This is a genomic window from Bradyrhizobium sp. SZCCHNR1043 (assembly GCF_032489675.1).
Taxonomy (GTDB): Bacteria; Pseudomonadota; Alphaproteobacteria; order Rhizobiales; family Xanthobacteraceae; genus Bradyrhizobium.
On the sequence record NZ_JAUEYN010000010.1, the window covers coordinates 81,393 to 98,711 of the forward strand.

Annotated in this window: 18 protein-coding genes; 9 read left to right on the forward strand and 9 right to left on the reverse strand. The window is 65.7% G+C overall.

Going from position 1 to position 17,319, the window contains the following annotated elements:
* Nucleotides 1-224 precede the first annotated feature (224 nt).
* Nucleotides 225-1,388: an IS110 family transposase gene (locus QX039_RS18475; protein WP_315737887.1), complete on the reverse strand. Its 1,164-nt coding sequence runs from the start codon at nucleotides 1,386-1,388 to the stop codon at nucleotides 225-227.
* 397 nt (nucleotides 1,389-1,785) lie between these two features.
* Between QX039_RS18475 and QX039_RS18480 the strand changes: the two genes are divergently transcribed.
* Nucleotides 1,786-2,409 carry a LysE family translocator gene (locus QX039_RS18480; RefSeq protein ID WP_315737886.1) on the forward strand — a complete coding sequence of 208 codons (624 nt, stop codon included), beginning with the start codon at nucleotides 1,786-1,788 and terminating at the stop codon, nucleotides 2,407-2,409.
* A 322-nt stretch (nucleotides 2,410-2,731) separates the two neighbouring features.
* Here the strand turns inward: QX039_RS18480 and QX039_RS18485 are convergent, their stop codons facing one another.
* Nucleotides 2,732-4,369 carry an isocitrate lyase gene (locus tag QX039_RS18485; RefSeq protein WP_315737885.1) on the reverse strand — a complete coding sequence of 546 codons (1,638 nt, stop codon included), beginning with the start codon at nucleotides 4,367-4,369 and terminating at the stop codon, nucleotides 2,732-2,734.
* Between the two features lie 144 nt (nucleotides 4,370-4,513).
* On the opposite strand from QX039_RS18485, the gene QX039_RS18490 reads away from it, so the two are divergent.
* The 4 genes from QX039_RS18490 (at nucleotide 4,514) to QX039_RS18505 (ending at nucleotide 7,628) form a co-directional block, all read left to right on the forward strand.
* Entirely contained in the window at nucleotides 4,514-5,989 is a 1,476-nt protein-coding gene (locus QX039_RS18490; protein ID WP_315737884.1) for a short-chain fatty acyl-CoA regulator family protein, read from the forward strand.
* A 159-nt stretch (nucleotides 5,990-6,148) separates the two neighbouring features.
* Complete coding sequence (locus QX039_RS18495) at nucleotides 6,149-6,559, forward strand: hypothetical protein (RefSeq protein WP_315737883.1); 411 nt, start codon at nucleotides 6,149-6,151, stop codon at nucleotides 6,557-6,559.
* Between the two features lie 132 nt (nucleotides 6,560-6,691).
* Nucleotides 6,692-7,105 carry a response regulator gene (locus QX039_RS18500; protein ID WP_315737882.1) on the forward strand — a complete coding sequence of 138 codons (414 nt, stop codon included), beginning with the start codon at nucleotides 6,692-6,694 and terminating at the stop codon, nucleotides 7,103-7,105.
* Nucleotides 7,106-7,199: 94 nt separating this feature from the next.
* Nucleotides 7,200-7,628 (forward strand): group II truncated hemoglobin, encoded by a 429-nt coding sequence (locus QX039_RS18505; protein WP_315737881.1) that lies wholly within the window; start codon nucleotides 7,200-7,202, stop codon nucleotides 7,626-7,628.
* Nucleotides 7,629-7,640: 12 nt separating this feature from the next.
* On the opposite strand, the gene QX039_RS18510 is transcribed toward QX039_RS18505, so the two are convergent.
* The 4 genes from QX039_RS18510 to QX039_RS18525 all read right to left on the reverse strand — a co-directional run bounded on the left by QX039_RS18510 (nucleotide 7,641) and on the right by QX039_RS18525 (nucleotide 9,987).
* Complete coding sequence (locus QX039_RS18510; RefSeq protein WP_315737880.1) at nucleotides 7,641-7,835, reverse strand: hypothetical protein; 195 nt, start codon at nucleotides 7,833-7,835, stop codon at nucleotides 7,641-7,643.
* A 47-nt stretch (nucleotides 7,836-7,882) separates the two neighbouring features.
* On the reverse strand, nucleotides 7,883-8,269 hold the full coding sequence (locus tag QX039_RS18515) for an NUDIX hydrolase (RefSeq protein WP_315712048.1): 387 nt from the start codon (nucleotides 8,267-8,269) through the stop codon (nucleotides 7,883-7,885).
* A 145-nt stretch (nucleotides 8,270-8,414) separates the two neighbouring features.
* The gene (locus QX039_RS18520) at nucleotides 8,415-9,290 is read right to left on the reverse strand and encodes a hypothetical protein (RefSeq protein WP_315737879.1); all 876 of its coding nucleotides are present in this window, start codon (nucleotides 9,288-9,290) and stop codon (nucleotides 8,415-8,417) included.
* A 451-nt stretch (nucleotides 9,291-9,741) separates the two neighbouring features.
* Complete coding sequence (locus QX039_RS18525; protein WP_315712050.1) at nucleotides 9,742-9,987, reverse strand: hypothetical protein; 246 nt, start codon at nucleotides 9,985-9,987, stop codon at nucleotides 9,742-9,744.
* Nucleotides 9,988-10,309: 322 nt separating this feature from the next.
* Here QX039_RS18525 and QX039_RS18530 point away from each other — a divergent pair, with 322 nt between their 5' ends.
* Complete coding sequence (locus tag QX039_RS18530) at nucleotides 10,310-10,663, forward strand: DUF6481 family protein (RefSeq protein WP_315737878.1); 354 nt, start codon at nucleotides 10,310-10,312, stop codon at nucleotides 10,661-10,663.
* Nucleotides 10,664-10,782: 119 nt separating this feature from the next.
* On the opposite strand, the gene QX039_RS18535 is transcribed toward QX039_RS18530, so the two are convergent.
* Complete coding sequence (locus QX039_RS18535) at nucleotides 10,783-11,022, reverse strand: pentapeptide MXKDX repeat protein (RefSeq protein WP_315737877.1); 240 nt, start codon at nucleotides 11,020-11,022, stop codon at nucleotides 10,783-10,785.
* Nucleotides 11,023-11,386: 364 nt separating this feature from the next.
* On the opposite strand from QX039_RS18535, the gene dctP reads away from it, so the two are divergent.
* The 3 genes from dctP to QX039_RS18550 are packed head-to-tail and all read left to right on the forward strand — an operon-like array spanning nucleotide 11,387 to nucleotide 14,313.
* Nucleotides 11,387-12,409 carry a TRAP transporter substrate-binding protein DctP gene (dctP, locus tag QX039_RS18540; protein WP_315737876.1) on the forward strand — a complete coding sequence of 341 codons (1,023 nt, stop codon included), beginning with the start codon at nucleotides 11,387-11,389 and terminating at the stop codon, nucleotides 12,407-12,409.
* A gap of 3 nt (nucleotides 12,410-12,412) precedes the next feature.
* On the forward strand, nucleotides 12,413-12,958 hold the full coding sequence (locus QX039_RS18545) for a TRAP transporter small permease (protein WP_315737875.1): 546 nt from the start codon (nucleotides 12,413-12,415) through the stop codon (nucleotides 12,956-12,958).
* Nucleotides 12,955-14,313, forward strand: a complete 1,359-nt coding sequence (locus QX039_RS18550; RefSeq protein ID WP_315737874.1) for a TRAP transporter large permease — start codon at nucleotides 12,955-12,957, stop codon at nucleotides 14,311-14,313. The genes QX039_RS18545 and QX039_RS18550 overlap by 4 nt, the downstream gene beginning before the upstream one ends.
* Before the next feature lie 59 nt (nucleotides 14,314-14,372).
* On the opposite strand, the gene QX039_RS18555 is transcribed toward QX039_RS18550, so the two are convergent.
* Both QX039_RS18555 and QX039_RS18560 read right to left on the reverse strand, forming a co-directional pair.
* Nucleotides 14,373-15,287, reverse strand: coding sequence for a hydroxymethylglutaryl-CoA lyase (locus QX039_RS18555; protein ID WP_315737873.1), 915 nt, complete (start codon nucleotides 15,285-15,287; stop codon nucleotides 14,373-14,375).
* A gap of 23 nt (nucleotides 15,288-15,310) precedes the next feature.
* The gene (locus tag QX039_RS18560; protein WP_315772141.1) at nucleotides 15,311-17,317 is read right to left on the reverse strand and encodes an acetyl/propionyl/methylcrotonyl-CoA carboxylase subunit alpha; all 2,007 of its coding nucleotides are present in this window, start codon (nucleotides 17,315-17,317) and stop codon (nucleotides 15,311-15,313) included.
* Nucleotides 17,318-17,319: the final 2 nt, after the last annotated feature.

A 17,319-nucleotide genomic window follows, 5' to 3' on the forward strand; every position in this document is an offset into this window, starting at 1 on the left:
GGACGTGATGCGAGGATTGGGCCGTGAACGACAATGCGGAACGACCGCATCACCTTGTATCCGGTCGGGCGCGAGGCCCGGTACCCTGATCTTTCATGCACGGGGGAAGGTAAGGCCCAGTCAAGACGGGACCCCTCTGTGAGAGCGGGAGGTTTATGCCCCCGGTTCAGCACGGTCACGCGTCGGTCCTGGCTCACGTCGGCTGTCATGGCGCGCGCAGCCGTTTACGAAGTTGGACGCAGCACGGCGCCTTCGGGAACAACGCCGGTCACCAGATAGCGCCACAGCGCCACCATCAGCTTGCGTGCCAGAGCGACAATGGCAATTCGCCGGATGCGTCCCTTGATGTCGCGCACCCGCTCGCGGAACCAGCGTGTCAGTGCGCTGTCCGGCTGATGAACGGTCCATAGCCACGCCAGCTCGACCGCGAGCTCACGGGCGCGCCGGTTGCCGGCTTTGCTGATGCCCTGCTCACGGCTGCGCTCGCCACTGTCATAGGGCGTGCCGGTGAGACCAAAGTAGCTGCCGACCTGACGACGGTTGTCGAAGTCGCGATAGAACACCTCGTTGACCAACTTCTGGCCGCCGACCGGGCCGATGCTCCTGAGATCCATGAGCTGCATGATCCTGGCTTCCGGCGAGCCGGGCCGAGCGGCGCACAGCTCGGCTTTGCTTTTGGCCTCGAGCTCCTTGAGCTGCCGTGCCACCAGGCACAGTCGCTCGTGTTCGCGCACGATCTCTTCCTTGAGCCGCACCGGCAGTGGACGACCGTCGCCAGTGCGCAGGCTGGCAAGGCTTTCCAGGAACGAGCGATCGAGCGGGTGGACGTCGCGAATGCCCTGGCCGTGCAGCAGTCCCTTGATGCGGTTGCTGTGAGCCGTGCACTCCTGGATCAGGCGATCACGTTCACGGGTACGGCGCTTGCGATCCTCATCCTCGACGCTTGGCACGTGGACGATGCTGCAGACCCGAGGCTCGCCCCGCAAATGGGCGAGGAACGCCCGCATCAGCTTCTCCAGATCGATCCGGTCGGTCTTGGCGCGCCGGGCACGACGGTTCACCTCGATGCTGGAAGGGTCGACCTCATGATTGACGATGCCTTGTCCGCTCAGCCATCGGTGCAGCCAGTGGCCATCCAAGCCTGCTTCGTAGCATGACAGGATGCGCACCGGCCGGCCGCCCCCGGCAGCCGCAGCCTTCTTGCGCATGTCCGCAAGCCGGGCCGCCAAGGCGGCCAAGTCACCGCCGCCGATCGTGTACCGGCTCAGTTTCTGCGAGCCAGGAAGCAGCACGCCGAGCTTCCATTTCGCTTTGCTCAGTTCAAACGCGAGGTAAACCGTGGCATGCTCCGCCGCGGCGGGTGTGTCAGTGCGATCGAGCTTGATCATCTTGATCCTCCGAGGGCCGGATGGTTCAGAAATCCAATCCTAACCCTTCTTGACCACCCGCCGCCCCATAGGATCTGTGGTGACTGCCGCCTGCTTTTTCTTCTGCAGGCGGGCCATGGGTTGCGGCCCGCAGCCCGGCATTCCCCGCGCCCTCTGTTTGATGGGGGCGAGACGACCAGCAAAGCTCGGGCGCGAGATGCGTTGCGACGATGGTTGAACGCGCCCCCTGCCCTTCGTTGTCAACGCATGGTCCGCGCCGGTGCAAGCAACGCCGCGTGTCCTGATCGCCGATGCGTGAACCTGTCACGGCTATCGTCCGCCGGGGCTGTGTGGAATGCTGGCGTTCGATGTGAGAGGCGCTGTTCGCTGATGCGGCCGCGAATTTGGGAGCCCGCCGATGTCTTTTGCCTTTCTCCTGACCTCGCTGATCGTGGTGGCCTCGCCCGGCACCGGCGTGCTCTACACGCTGGCCGTGGCGTTGACCAAAGGGACGCGGATGAGCGTCGCCGCCGCGCTCGGCTGCACGCTCGGCATCATCCCGGCGATGCTCGCGGCCATCGTGGGGCTTGCCGCCGTGCTGCACACCAGCGCGCTGGCTTTTGCCGCGCTGAAATGGTGTGGCGTCGCCTATCTGCTGTACATGGCCTGGCAGACGCTCGGGGAGCGCGGCGCGCTGTCGGTCGAGGCCAAGGATGACGCAAAGAAAGAGGCGCGCTCGGCCGGGCGCGTGGTGCTGACCGGCTTTCTGATCAACATCCTCAATCCAAAGCTGTCGATCTTCTTCCTCGCCTTCCTGCCGCAGTTCATCGCGCACGACGAGGCGCATCCGCTCGCCGTGATGCTGGAGCTGTCGGCCACGTTCATGGCGATGACGTTCGCGGTGTTCGTGGTCTACGGGCTGTTCGCGTCAGCCGTGCGCGATCGCGTCGTCAGCCGGCCCCAGGTGATGGCCGGGCTGCGCCGCGCCTTCGCCGGCGGTTTCGCTGTGCTCGGCGCGAGGCTGGCGCTGAGCGAGCGCTGAGGGAGTCCGATCGGGCGAGTGACGTTTATGGCGACGGGCATACGGACTCCGCCCCTCACCCTGAGGCGCCCGCCGCAGGCGGGCGTCTCGAAGGGCTAGGCCCCCTACTGTGGCCTCATGGTTCGAGACGCGCCGCGAGGGCGGCGCTCCTCACCATGAGGGGTGGGGTCTCCGAGGCAGCCGCTGCACGTTGACCACGAGTAGCGCGTTTATGATGGGAGTATCGAGTTGCGTCCTGGAAAGCCTGCCCAAAAACAAAACCCGCCCAGAGCGGTGCCGCTCCGGACGGGTCGTGTTAGTTCAACAATTCAGCAGGACTGTATCAGCCGAACTGGTTCATCGTGTTGTGCGCGCCGCCGGCCTTCAGCGCCTTGTCACCCGCGAAGTACTCCTTGTGGTCGTCGCCGATGTCGGAGCCGGCCATGTTCTGGTGCTTGACGCAGGCGATGCCCTGGCGGATTTCGGCGCGCTGGACGTTCTTGACGTAGCCCAGCATGCCCTGCTCGCCGAAGTACTCGCGGGCGAGGTTGTCGGTCGAGAGCGCGGCCGTGTGATAGGTCGGCAGCGTGATCAGGTGGTGGAAGATGCCGGCGCGCTTGGCCGAATCCGCCTGGAAGGTGCGGATGCGCTCGTCGGCTTCCTTCGCCAGCGGGGTGTCGTCATACTCCGCCTTCATCAGCTCGGCGCGGTTGTAGCGGCTGACGTCCTGGCCCGCCTCCTTCATCGCGTCATAGACCTGCCAACGGAAGTTGAGGGTCCAGTTGAACGACGGCGAGTTGTTGTAGGCGAGCTTGGCGTTCGGGATCACCTTGCGGATGCGGTCGACCATCTTGGCGATCTGCTCGATGTGCGGCTTCTCGGTCTCGATCCACAACAGGTCGGCGCCGTTCTGCAGCGAGGTGATGCAGTCGAGCACGCAGCGGTCCTCACCGGTGCCGGGACGGAACTGGTAGAGGTTGGAGGGCAGCCGCTTCGGACGCAGCATCTTGCCGTTGCGGTTGATGACGACGTCGCCGTTGCGCGCGGTCTCCGGGGTGATCTCCTCGCAGTCGAGGAAGCTGTTGTACTGGTCGCCGAGATCGCCGGGCTGGCTGCTGTAGGCGATCTGCTGCGTCAGGCCGGCGCCGAGCGAGTCGGTGCGGGTGACGACGATGCCGTCCTCGACGCCGAGCTCCAGGAAGGCGTGGCGGCAGGCGCGGATCTTGGCCAGGAAGACGTCATGCGGCACGGTGACCTTGCCGTCCTGGTGGCCGCACTGCTTCTCGTCGGAGACCTGGTTCTCGATCTGCAGCGCGCAGGCGCCCGCCTCGATCATCTTCTTGGCGAGCAGATAGGTCGCCTCGGCATTGCCGAAGCCGGCGTCGATGTCGGCGATGACAGGGACGACGTGGGTCTGGAAGCCGTCGATCTTGGCGATGATCTCCGTCTCCTTCGCCTTGTCGCCGGCCTTGCGGGCCGCGTCCAGCGTGCGGAACAGATCATTGAGCTCGCGCGAGTCGGCCTGGCGCAGGAAGGTGTAGAGCTCCTCGATCAGCGCGGGCACCGAGGTCTTCTCGTGCATCGACTGGTCCGGCAGCGGGCCGAACTCGGAGCGCAGCGCCGCGATCATCCAGCCGGAGAGATAGAGGTAGCGGCGGTCGGTCTTGCCGAAATGCTTCTTGATCGAGATCAGCTTCTGCTGCGCGATGAAGCCGTGCCAGCAGCCCAGCGACTGGGTGTACTTGGTGCTGTCCTCGTCATAGGCGGCCATGTCGGCGCGCATCACGGCCGCGGTGTAGCGGGCAACGTCCAGGCCGGTCTTGAAGCGGTTCTGCAGGCGCATGCGCGCCACGGCCTCGGCGGTGACGCCGTTCCAGGTCGGCTGGGTCTCGAGCAGCGCACGCGCCGCCTCGACTTCGGCCTGGTAGGACGCGGGGCCCTGGAGGGCCTGATCGTGAAGTCCACGCGGTTGGAAGTTCATGTCCGTGATCCCTTCGGTGAAGACAACCTGGGACCTGTTGTAAGCACGCTGGGACGGCGGACCAGACACTGCGCGGAAAACTTGTCACACTTTACAAACTTCTCGTGTATAGCTGTAAGGAGATTACAAGACCGGGATTTGGCCATGACCACCGCCACGGCACGATCGATCTTCATGGGCCCGCGCCTGCGCCGCCTCCGGCGCGAGCTCGGCCTGACCCAGGCCGACATGGCCGCGGACCTCGAAATATCAGCGCCTTACGTGGCGCTCCTGGAGCGGAACCAGAGGCCGGTGACGGCCGACATGCTGCTGCGGCTGGCGCGGACCTACAAGATCGACCTTGCCGATCTTGCCGGCGACGGCGGTGCCGACCACACCGCGCGGATGCAGTCGGTCCTGAAGGACCCGATGTTCTCCGACATCGACATCCCCGCGCTGGAGATTTCCGACCTCGCCGTCAGCTACCCCGGCATGACCGAAGCCTTCCTGCGCCTCTACACGGCGTATCGCGAGGAGCAGCTTGCGCTGGCCGAGCAGCGCGCGCCGGCGCTGGCGGGGACTGCGCCGCGGCCGGGCAACGACGGCTTCGACGCCAACGATCCGGTCGCCGACGTCCGCCGCTTCCTCGCCGCCCGCCGCAACAATTTTGCGGGTCTCGACGATGCCGCCGAGCGGCTGGCGCAGGCGATTTTCCAGGGGCCGCCGACCGGGTCCCCGCAGGTCTCGGCGGGGCCGGCCGGCTTCATCGAGCGCTTTCGCGCGCGGCACAATCTCCAGGTCCGCTACATGCCGCCGAACGTCATGCTCGGCTCGCTGCGGCGGCTCGACCTGCACCGGCGGCAATTGCTGATCGAGGACTCGCTGGACAGCGCGAGCCTGAAATTCGAGCTCGCCCGGCAGCTCGCTTATCTCGAGCTCGATACCGAGATCGGCGCAGCCCTGGAGGACGGCAAGTTCGCCAGCAAGACCGCCGAGCTCTTGGCGCGGCGCGCGCTCGCGGCCTACGCGGCGGCTGCGATCATCATGCCCTATTCGATCTTCGCGAAGGCCGTCGATGCGAGGGCCTATGATCTTGAGGCGCTGGCGCGGCAGTTCGGCACCAGCTTCGAGCAGACGGCGCATCGCGTCACCACCCTGCAGAAGCCGGGCGCCGAGCGGATTCCGTTCTTCCTGATCCGCGTCGATCCCGCCGGCAACGTCTCAAAACTGCTCGACGGCGCCGGCTTCCCGTTCGCGCGCCACGGCGGCGCCTGCCCGCTGTGGTCGGTGCACGGCATCTTCAAGACGCCGCGCCAGATCGTGACGCAATGGCTGGAGCTGCCGGACGGCCGCCGCTTCTTCTCGATCGCGCGCACCGTGACCGCCGGCGGCGGCTCCTACGGCGCCGTCCGGGTCGAGCGGGCGATTGCGGTTGGCTGCGCGGCCGAGCACGCGGGCCAGCTGATCTACACCCGCGACGGCCACGGGCCTGATGCCGACGCGCCGACCCCGATCGGGGTCGCCTGCCGGGTCTGCCACCGGCCGAAATGCGCCGCCCGCTCGGCGCCGCCGATCGGGCGCGAGATCCTGCCGGACGATTTCAGGACGTCGTCGGTTCCGTTCGGCTTCTCGGCGGATTGAGCATGGGCCGGCAATGGAACAAGGAGCTGGTCGGCGGCCGGGATGGCGGGCGAAAATCCGCCAAAACGGGCTGCAAATCGGCTGGGACGCCATGGCCCTTGACGGAACAGCCATAAACCGGACAAAGATTGCGCCAAAATGTCGCGGCGGAGATTGGCCATGAGATACGTCGACGGCGCTGTGATGTTCCTCAGTCTGTGGCTGCTGGCATCGATGGTCCTCGACGCCGTGACGCCGCCCGAGCTGAACTTCTACATGATCGGACCGATCATTGCGCCGGCCGCGATCATCACCGGCTTCCTGTACTGGCTTCGCATCCCCTCCCGCGACTTCGTGCTGGCGTCCGCAGCCATCTGGATGGTCTGCGAGATGACGATGGAGATGATCACCCCCAAGCCGCTGTCGCCGCTGCTGGCGGTGGCCGCCGTCGCGCCGCTGTTGGTGGCCGGGATCCTCCTGCACGTCCAGCACTGGCGCCAATCGAGCGGCCGCTCGCCACCGCCCGCTTCGGCGCCGACGACCAATCTGCCGGGCTCCTCCAACGCGATGCCGGGCCGGCGCCCGTTCTGAGCCGCGCCGGCAATGGTGGATAGCGTGCAGCTTCCCGTTGTTCTACGGGACTGGATGTTTACGAGGAAATCAGAAACCCCCTCTTAAGCTCCGCCGGTCCATCAGAAGCCGACACGCAGCCGCGCGGGGACCATGCTCAACGAACTTCTCGTGATCGAAGATGCCGACGTTCATCTGTCGATCCTGCGCAAGATCGCCGTGCAGGCGGGCTTTGCGACGACCGGCGTGAACTCGGTCGACGGCGCGATGAACGTGCTGCGCCGGCGCAGCTTCGAATGCATCACGCTCGACCTGAATCTGGGCGAGCGCTCCGGCACGGAGGTGTTGCAGCTGTTGGCGGACATCAAATCCCGCACGCCGGTGCTGATCATCAGCGGCTCCGACGATCAGACCCGGGACGTCACGGTCCGCGCCGGCAAGATCCTCGGCCTCAACGTCTATCCGCCGTTCTCCAAGCCGGTCGACCTCGCTTTGCTCCGACAGACGCTGCGCCAGATCGCTGCCGATACCGACCGGCAGCGCCGCGTCAAAGCGAGCATTCGCTAGCCCGAACGCCCCCTCGTTTCCCGCTTGATCCAGATCAAGGCGCCATACCTCTGCCGCTTGTTGGCTGCAGAGGGACGAGCGGAAACGAGATGCGATGACGGCAGCGAATTCAGCCAACGAAGCAGAAGCAGTTGTGATCGAAGCGACGCCTTACGAGCTCGTGGGCGGCGAGGCTGGCGTGCGCCGTCTGGCGGAGCGCTTTTACACCATCATGGACCAAGAGCCCGGCGCCAGCCGCATCCGGGCGATGCACGACGCCGATCTTGGTCCGATCAAGCAGTTGCTGTTCGAATTTCTCAGCGGATGGCTCGGCGGGCCGGCGCTCTATTTCGAGCGGGCCGAGCATCGCTGCATCATGTCGGCGCACCGTCCGTATCCGATCGGCGATGCCGAGCGCGACGAGTGGATGACATGCATGCGCCGCGCGATGTTCGATTGCGACATCACCGGCGACATGTATGCATTGCTTGATCAAGCGTTCCTGCGGATGGCGAACGCATTCCGGAGCCGCCAGGCGAGCTGACCGGAGCTCCCATCAGTCCGACTTGGTGGCGGCCTCCCGCGCCAGACGCTCGGCCCTGAGCCGCTCGCGGTTGGCGTAAAAGGCCCGCTGGGCCGCCTCGTGATCGCGCATGGCCTGCTCGGCATCAGCCCTGCGGGTGGCGTCACGCGCCCGACGCTCTTCCGGCGTGAGGACGCGAGGCTGTCTGTCTGTGCTATCGTAAGGCATGGGCAGATAACGCCCAAGCGGCCGGGATGTTCCCAGCATACGATGGTTCAGTCCGACTTTCGTGGAAACAGCTGGTCGCGGATGTAGCGCGACGTCGGCGTCAGGCTGAGTCCGTAGGGCTTCTGCCACACCGCGCGGTCGATCTCCTTCTTGTCTCCGATCTCCAGGCGCCCTTTGGCATGCTTGGCGATGAAGATGGCGTCGCTCATCTTGCGGCCCGAGCGCTTGTTCTTGGCGGTGACTTCCTTCCACAGCCGCAGGCGCCCGAGCTTGAGCTTCGGAAGCTCCTCCTTGATCTCGCGCTTCAGGCAATCCTTCGCCGTTTCCTGCGCGCGTTTGCGGCCGCCCGGAAACATCCAGCGTCCATCGGCCCGGCGCCGGACCAGGAGAACCCTTCCGCCCTTGGCGGCAACCAGCTTGGACGCCTTGGTCATGGCCCCGAAGCTCTCACCTCTCGAACAATGAAGCGGAGTCTATCAAGATTCGCTCCCACTCCTGCTCCGGAGCTTTGCGGAGATTCGGCCAGGACCGCGCGTCCGCCGAGCAGGCTCGACCGCAGCGCTCCCCGTCGGCAGTGGCTCAGTAGCAGGAGCGCGGATCGACCGCGACATACTCTCCCGACGGATAGCGATAGTAGCAATTGCCCTGCGACAGATAATAGCCCGGTCGCGCCGCAGCCGTTGCGCCGGCGATAGCGCCGGTGGCACCACCGAGCACGGCGCCCGCCGCGGCACCGCCCGCCTTGCCGGTGAGGATGCCGCCGAGCACCCCGCCGATGATCGCGCCCCCGAGCGCGCTGGCGCCCGGATCGACTTCGGCCGGAGGCGGCGGCGCCGGTTCGTAGGCGACCGGCGGGGGCTCCTCATAGGCCGCCGACGGTGCATAGACCACATCGTCAGCATAGTCCTCCGACACGTAGGTCGGCGGTCCTTCCATGGGCTCCGGATAATAGTACCAGACGCCACCGACGTCCCACCACCAGCCGGGACGGCCGTTGTGAACCTCGTGCCGCCATCGGCCACCCTCCCAGCCGACCCGGCCGCGATAAGACTGCCCACCATAGTCGCGCACGGCGACCCGGCCGTGCGCATAACGCGCATCCGGTCCCCGCCCGATCGCCGCCGGACCCGGGCCTGCGGCGTAGCCATGGCTGGCTCCCGGCGGACGTCCTTGGGGCGCAACGGCAGCCCGCGGCGGTGCGGCCGGCTGTGCTCCCTGCGGCTGGCCGGCCATGGGGCCGGCTTGCCGCGGAATCTGGACATGGGGCTGGCCGCCCGGTTGCCCACCCTGGGCTGGCGCTTGGCGGATGACACCCGGCGAGCGGGCCTGGGGCGAATGCCCGGCGCCAGGACCAGCCTGGTCCTGGGTTTGCGCCCCGGCTTGGGCGGGGATCGCGACCGCGGTCAGGATTGCGATCGCGGGCAGCCACCGTGTGCTCTGGTTGGACAACGTCATTCTCCCCTACCCCTTTGATCGCCCGCCGTCTGCGTTGGTTGCCGCACAGGGCGGGGTGCGATGCGGACTGATGACTCCGGCTCGCCGGCTTCCGCGTGTACGGTCCGGACACACCATAATTTGCGCGACAAACGGGTAAAATCCCGACTATTTTGCGGCCAAGTCAGCCTGCCGCGTCAGGTTAGCCGAGACGCAGCCTGATTCGCCGCTCCGATCGTGCAACCTCGCTTGCGCGGTCTTACCGATCCGGTTCGAGCTGATCGGCGGTCACCGGTCGGGCACGATCACGTTGCAGTTGGTTCGTCCCGACATCAAACAATCCTGCATCCGGCTTGCGGAGGTCAGGCTGCGGGCCAACCATAAGCCGAAGGCCACCACGACCGCCGCGAACACGAGTCCCGCCACGGCGCCGCGTCGCCCGTTATCCGGCCCCTGCGTACTCATCGGTGACCTAGGCGGCCCGCAGGCCAGCGGCCTCACCGTGCGGTTGCTGCTGCTGGCGCGATGCCGGCGAGATCGACTCGATCCGCGTGCAGCTCGTCACCCAGAACAGCTGCCCGCATTCCCATTCGGAACCCAGCACACCGGCCGAAACGGGCCTCGGGCGGGCGAGGACCGCGGTCATCACGCATGCGCTGACCACGAGAGCGACGAGCGCGAGGCCGAGCGCCATGCGCCCACGGCGAACAGAGGTCATGCCGGTCAACTCCGTTGGATGTCGCACCCGGGCGGTGCGCTGGTGCCGCGAGGCGTGAACCGACTCACAGCCCGCCGACCTGCGTCAGCGACGGGGCTGCTTACATAGCCTCCGGCGAACGCCATGCAAGCGCCGGGCAGGTCGGATGTGGAGGAGCGGCGATAAAGCATTTGTCATCGACGCATGCGATCCTATACACACGGGCTCGCGTCGGCCTCCGCTCGTGTTCACGACATCGTGGAAGAATTGCCTGGCGGCGCGTGCAGCCCCTGACCGACCACACCCTGACCGAACACCCAACTAGCGAAGTGACGACGTCTCCATGAGAGGATTCAAGGAACCTGGATTTGCCGATCGGCAGAAGGCCGCACAGCAGGCCCGCCAGAGCATCGTGCAGAAGTTCAAATCGCAGCCGGGACCGGACGATCCCGAAGTCGTGAAGCGACGGCAGGAGCGCGAAGCCGCCGCCGCCCGCCGCGAGCAGCAGCGATTGGAGCGCGAGGCCGCCAAGGCCGAGCAGAAGCGTCTCGAGGAAGAGGCCAAGGCCGCCGAGAGTGCCCGGCTTGCGCGCGAGGCGGAAGAACAAGCCGCCCGCCTGGCCGAGATGGAAGCCGAGCAGAAGGCGAAGCGCGATGCGCGCTACGCCGCGCGCAAGGCCCGTGGAAAGAAGAAGTAAGCAGCGACGCTGCCACCACGAGATCTGCGTGTCGTCGCAGCCGGCATCGCTGCGATTCCTCATTCATCGGCGATGGGACTGATACGGTCGTCCCATCGCACGATGACGTGCGAAACGCGTCAGTTCTTCTTCATCATGCCGTCGTCCTTCTTCATCCCGTCCTTGGACATGGCATCGTCCTTCTTCACGGCGTCCTTCGCCATCGAGTCCTTCTTCATGCCGTCGTGGGACATCGCGCCCTTTTTCATCCCATCGTCCTTGCTCATCTTGTCCTCCGCGAATGCCGCCGGCGCGACGGCCACGTTGAACGCGAGTGCGGCAGCGGAGATTCCGAGGATGAGGCGGCTACGATTGGTCATGATGATCGCTCCTTCGTATGACGGGTTCGACGGCGACGGACGCGCCGTTCTTGGACATCGACGTTCCGATGAAGGCGATTGTTACGAGCGCGGACGAGAATCATTGTTCGATCAAATTTGACTCGAATGCGCCCTCTTCTGGAATCAACGACACAATTTTGCCCGGCAAAACCATGTTAGTACAACCAGCGCAAGGGATTCACAGGCCGGCACGTGCGCCGCAGCATTATGTCGCTTCCCATGCATTTGGCCTCGAACGAACTGTCTAGTTCGGCTAGAGGTAAGTCCGGTAAATTGGCTGGTATAGGTCACGCCAACGAACCGGGGTCGGGAACCCAACCAAAAGTTGTCCAGGGGAAATCTCATGCTATCACGCCGTCATGTCATCGCATCCGCGCTCGCTGCGCCGGCCATTCTGCGTTTTGGAACCGGTACGGCCCACGCGGCAACGACGCTGAAGATCTCCCACCAGTTTCCCGGCGGCACCATCGACAAGGGCGATTTCCGCGACCGGCTCTGCCGGGTGTTCTCCGAGGCGGTTGCGAAACGCTCCGGCGGCGAGATCGCGACCGAAATCTATCCGAACTCGTCGCTGATCAAGACGGTGGCGCAGTTCTCGGCGATGCGGAAGGGCGCGCTCGACATCAGCCTCTACCCGATGCCCTATGCCGGCGGAGAGGTTCCCGAGACCAACATCGCGCTGATGCCGGGTCTGGTCACGACCTACGACCAGGGCATGCGCTGGAAGAACGAGCCAGTCGGCAAGACGCTGAGCGATTTTCTGGCGGACAAGGGCATCATCCTGCTGACCTGGGTCTGGCAGGCGGGCGGGGTCGCCAGCCGATCGCGGCCGCTGGTGACACCCGACGATGCCAAGGGCATGAAGGTGCGCGGCGGCTCGCGCGAGATGGACATGGTGCTGCAGACCGCCGGCGCCTCGGTGCTGTCGGTTCCATCGAACGAAATCTACACCGCGATGCAGACCGGTGCCTGCGATGCCGGCATCACCTCGTCGACCAGCCTGATCTCGTTCCGCCTGGAAGAGGTGTCGAAGGCCCTCACCTCCGGAGCCAAGGCGTCGTACTGGTTCATGCTCGAGCCGCTGATGATGTCCAAGGCCTCGTTCGACAAGCTGCCGAAGAACCAGCAGGACATCCTCCTCGCGGTCGGCGCGGAGATGGAGGCGTTCGGGCGCAAGGGCGCGCAGGACGACGACATCGAAGTTGCCAAGGTCTACGAAAAGGCGGGCGCCAAGGTTGTGGAGCTCGATGTCGGGACCGTCAACAAATGGCGCGACATTGCCCGTGACACGGCCTGGAAGGACTATGGCGGCAAGTCTGCGAACTGCGCCAAGCTCCTCAAGCTCGCCTCCGACGTCGCGGCCTGATTGATGCACGCGCCCGTTATCGATACCGAGGCCACGACAGCCATCGGCGCCAGCGGACCGCTGGCGCCGCTCCAGCGTGTTGTCTCGCTACTCAATCGCATCATCGTCGTTCTGGCTGCGTTTGCACTGGTCGCGGCCTGCGTCATCCTGAGCTACAGCGTGGCGGGCCGTGCACTGTTCAAGGCCGCCAACTACTGGCAGGACGAAGCCGCCGTATTCTTGCTCGTCGGCGCCACCTTCATGACTGCGGCCTATGTGCAGGAGCATCGCGGCCACGTCAGCATCGAAGCCTTCGTTGGGTTGATGTCTCCGCTCGCCAACAAGATCAGGCTCTGGCTGGTCGACGTCGCGAGCTTCTTGTTTTGTGCCTTCTTCACCTGGAAATCCTGGACCCTGACACATGAGGCCTGGGTCGATGGCCAGGTCTCGAATTCGATGTGGTCGCCGCCGCTGGCGATTCCTTACGGCCTGATGGCCGCCGGGATGACCCTGCTGTGCCTGCAGATGCTGCTGCAGATCGTGGCCCCGCTGACCGGAGCGCGTCGATGAGCGTGTTCGGAATTGGGGTTGCCTACGGACTCTCGACCCTGTTTGCGATGTTCGCGGGCATGCCGATCGCGTTCGCGCTCGGCGCCGTCGCCGTCGTATTCATGGCCATTTACATGCCGGCCGCGTCGCTCGATACCGTCACGCAGAACGTCTACGAGGAGATGGCGTCGATCACGCTGCTGTCGATCCCGCTGTTCATCCTCAAGGGTGCCGCGATCGGCCGTTCCCGCGCCGGACAGGATCTCTATTCTGCGCTGCATGCCTGGCTGCATCGCGTGCCCGGCGGATTGGGCGTCGCCAACGTGTTCGCCTGCGCGCTGTTCGCGGCAATGGCGGGATCGTCGCCCGCGACCTGCTCGGCGATCGGCTCGGCCGGCATTCCCGAGATGCGCAAGCGCGGCTATTCCGGCGGCTTCGCAGCCGGCATCATCGCCGCCGGCGGCACGCTCGGCATCCTGCTGCCGCCGTCGATCACGATGATCCTGTTCGCGATCGCCGCGGAGAAATCGCTGGGACGGCTGTTCCTGGCCGGCATCGGCCCCGGATTGCTGCTGGTCACGCTGTTCGGCGTCTATGCCGTCGTGCGCTTCCGCCAGGAATACGCGCGCGCAAAAACGGTCTATGAGAAGTCGGGCACCTGGTCGGACATCCTGATCAAGGACGAATACACGATGGCGCAGCGCTTCTCCGTGCTGCCCCGCGTGATCCCGTTCGTGCTGCTGCTGACCGGCGTCATGGTTGCGCTCTACGGCGGATTGGCCACGCCGTCGGAGACGGCAGGTCTCGGCGGCATCCTGGCGCTGGTGCTGATTGCGATCATCTACCGGGTCTGGAGCCCGACCGATCTCGCGCCGATCATGAAGGCGACGCTCCGCGAGTCGACCATGCTGATGCTGATCATCGGCATGTCGCTCTTGTACTCCTACGTGATGAGCTACCTGCACATCTCGCAGTCGGTGGCGGAATACATCGTCGCGATGCATCTGCCACGCTGGGAGCTGCTCGCCGCGATCCTGCTGATGGTGATCGTGCTCGGCTTCTTCCTGCCGCCGGTGTCGATCATCCTAATGACGGCGCCGATCATCCTGCCGCCGCTGCGCGCGGCGAACTTCGACATCATCTGGTTCGGCGTGGTGATGACGATCGTCATGGAGATGGGCCTGATCCATCCGCCGGTGGGTCTCAACATCTTCGTCATCAGAAACGTCGCGCCGGACATCCCGCTGCGGGAGGTGATCTGGGGCACGCTGCCGTTCGTGCTGCTGATGATGGCCGCCGTGCTGCTGCTCTGCTTCGTGCCGCAGATCTCGACGGCGCTGCCGGATCTCGTGATGGGGCCGGATCTGAGCCGCTGACGCGGCGGCGAATGGCGAATGGGGAGTGGCGAATAGGGGATATAGCGAATGGGCCTTCCCTATTCGCCATTCGCTACTCGCCTCATCTTCGCATTCAGTGCCGCTGCAACACGGCTGACCGGTGGCCGGCCGAGCAGCCGGCTGATTTCGTTGGTGGCGGCCAGCAGTTTCGTCATGTCGACGCCGGTGCGGATGCCCATGCCTTCGAGCATGTAGACGACGTCCTCGGTCGCGACGTTGCCGGTCGCGCCCGGCGCGAATGGGCAGCCGCCGAGGCCGCCGGCCGCGGCATCGATGACGCGGACGCCCTCCTCCATGCCCGCATAGAGATTGGCCAGCGCCTGGCCGTAGGTGTCGTGGAAATGCATCGCCAGATGCGTCACCGGCACGTCGTCGCAGACAGCGCGCAGCATCTGCCTGGCCTTGAGCGGCGTGCCGACGCCGATCGTATCGCCCAGCGATATCTCGTAGCAGCCGAGGTCCCACAGCGCCTTGGCGACATTGGCGACGGCCTGCGGCCTGATCTCGCCTTCATAGGGGCAACCCAGCGCGCAGGAGACGTAGCCGCGCACCCGGATGCCGTCGGCCTTGGCGTGGGCGATCACCGGCTTGAAGCGCTCCAGCGACTCTTCGATCGAGCAATTGATGTTGGCGCGGGAGAAGCTCTCGGAGGCCGCGGTGAAGACCGAGATCACCTTGGCGCCCGCGGCGCGCGCCGCCTCATAGCCCTTCACGTTCGGCACCAGCACGTGGAATTCGCCGGGCAACGCGGCGACGCTGCGCATCACCTCGTCCGATCCCACCATCTGCGGGATTGCCTTGGGCGAGACGAAGGCGCCGACCTCGACCGTGGTCAGCCCTGCGTCCACCAGCGCACGGACAAAGGCGATGCGATCGGCCACGCTGATCGGCATCTTCTCGTTCTGCAGGCCGTCCCGCGGGCCCATTTCGATGATGCGCACGCTTTCGCTCATGCCGACCTCTTCGGGTTCGAGGATCAGGCGGACGGTTCGAGGTCCGCCAGTTCGACGCCTTCCTGCACGATGTCGCCGACCTTGCACTTGATCGCCTTGAGCCGGCCTGCGAACGGCGCCCGCAGGGTCTGCTCCATCTTCATGACTTCGAGCGTCAGGATCGCCGCGCCCTTCTCCAGGACCGCACCTTCCTGCGCGAGCAGCGCCACCACGGTCCCCGGCAACGGCGCCACGATCTTGTCCTCGCCGGCCTGCTCCTCGTCGTCACCGCCGAACGGATCGATCCAATGCAGATCGAAACGGCCGTTGCGGGTTCGCAGGTACAGCTCGTGGCCCTCGATGACGGCCACCACATGGGATTTGACGCCGTCGCGCACAAGGTCGAAGCCGCCGTCGTCGGTCGGAAGTGCCGAGAACGAGCTCTCACGGCCCTCGATCGACAGGCGCTGCACGCCCGGACCATAGGCCAGCGTCACCGTCCGCGACTCCGCTCCGGCGCCCTGGCGGAACGAGAACATGCGCTGCCGCAGTCCCACCGGCATCCAACCGGATGCGCGCCACGGCGATCCCTGCTCCTTCACGGCCACGGTCTGCTCGTCGATGAGAATGGCCGCGACGGCGGCACAGAGCTCGACGTCGCCGGCCACCGCCCCTGACTGGGTCAGATGCGTCAGATGGCGCTCGATGAAACCGGTGTCGATCGCGTTCGCCACGACGTCGGGATGCGTCAGCAGCGCCGACAGGAACGGGATGTTGCTGACGATGCCGCGGACGTCGGTGTCCTCCAGGCCGCGGTTGAGCCGCTCGATCGCGACCTCGCGGGTCGGCGCCCAGGCAATCATCTTGGCGAGCATCGCGTCGTAATAGGGCGAGACCGCATCGCCCTCGCGATAGCCGGCATCGATGCGCAGGCCGCCGGTTTCAGCAGGAAGCCGCCAGGTCTTGATCGTGCCGACTGAGGGCATGAAGTTCTTGGCGGGATTTTCCGCGTAGACGCGGGCCTCAATGGCATGACCATGCAACCGGATCTGGTCCTGCGTCAGCGGCAGCTCTTCGCCGAAGGCGACGCGCAACTGCCATTCGACGAGATCGACGCCGGTGATCAACTCGGTGACGGGATGCTCGACCTGCAGGCGTGTATTCATCTCGATGAAGAACACGTCGCGGCCGTCGGAGACGAACTCGATGGTGCCGGCGCCGACATAGTTCACCGCGCCCGCCGCGCGCCTCGCCGCCGCGCAAACCGTCTCCCGCTGCTCCGGCGTCAGCGTCGGCGACGGCGCCTCCTCGACCACCTTCTGGTGCCGACGCTGCAAGGTGCATTCGCGCTCGAACAGCGACACCAGATTGCCGTGGCTGTCGCCGATGATCTGCACCTCGATGTGGCGCGGGTTCTGGACGAATTTCTCGATCAGCACACGGTCGTCGCCAAACGCCGCCTTGGCCTCGCGCTTGGCGCTGGTGACGGCATCAGCGAGATCGCCGGCTGCATTGACCACGCGCATGCCGCGGCCGCCGCCACCGGCGGAGGCCTTGATCAGAACGGGAAAGCCGATCCGCGCGGCTTCATTGGCGAGCGTCGCCTCGTCCTGCGCCTCGCCGTGATAGCCGGGCACCAGCGGCACGCCGGCCTGCTCCATCAGGAATTTGGAGCCGGACTTGGAGCCCATCGCGGTGATCATCGCGGCCGTCGGCCCGACGAACACCAGGCCCGCGTCGAGACAGGTCTGCGCGAATTCGGCGCTCTCGGACAGGAAGCCATAGCCGGGATGAACCGCCTCGGCGCCTGTCTGCCTTGCAGCCTCGATCAAGCGCTCGATGTTGAGATAGGAATCGCGGGCACGCGCGGGGCCGAGCAGCACGGCTTCGTCGGCGAGAGCGACATGCAGCGCGTTGCGGTCGGCCTCCGAATAGACAGCGACGGTCTTCAATCCCATCGCGCGTGCGGTGCGGATGACGCGCACGGCGATCTCGCCGCGGTTGGCGATCAGGAGCTTGCGGAAACGGCGATACAATCCGGGACGAACCATGA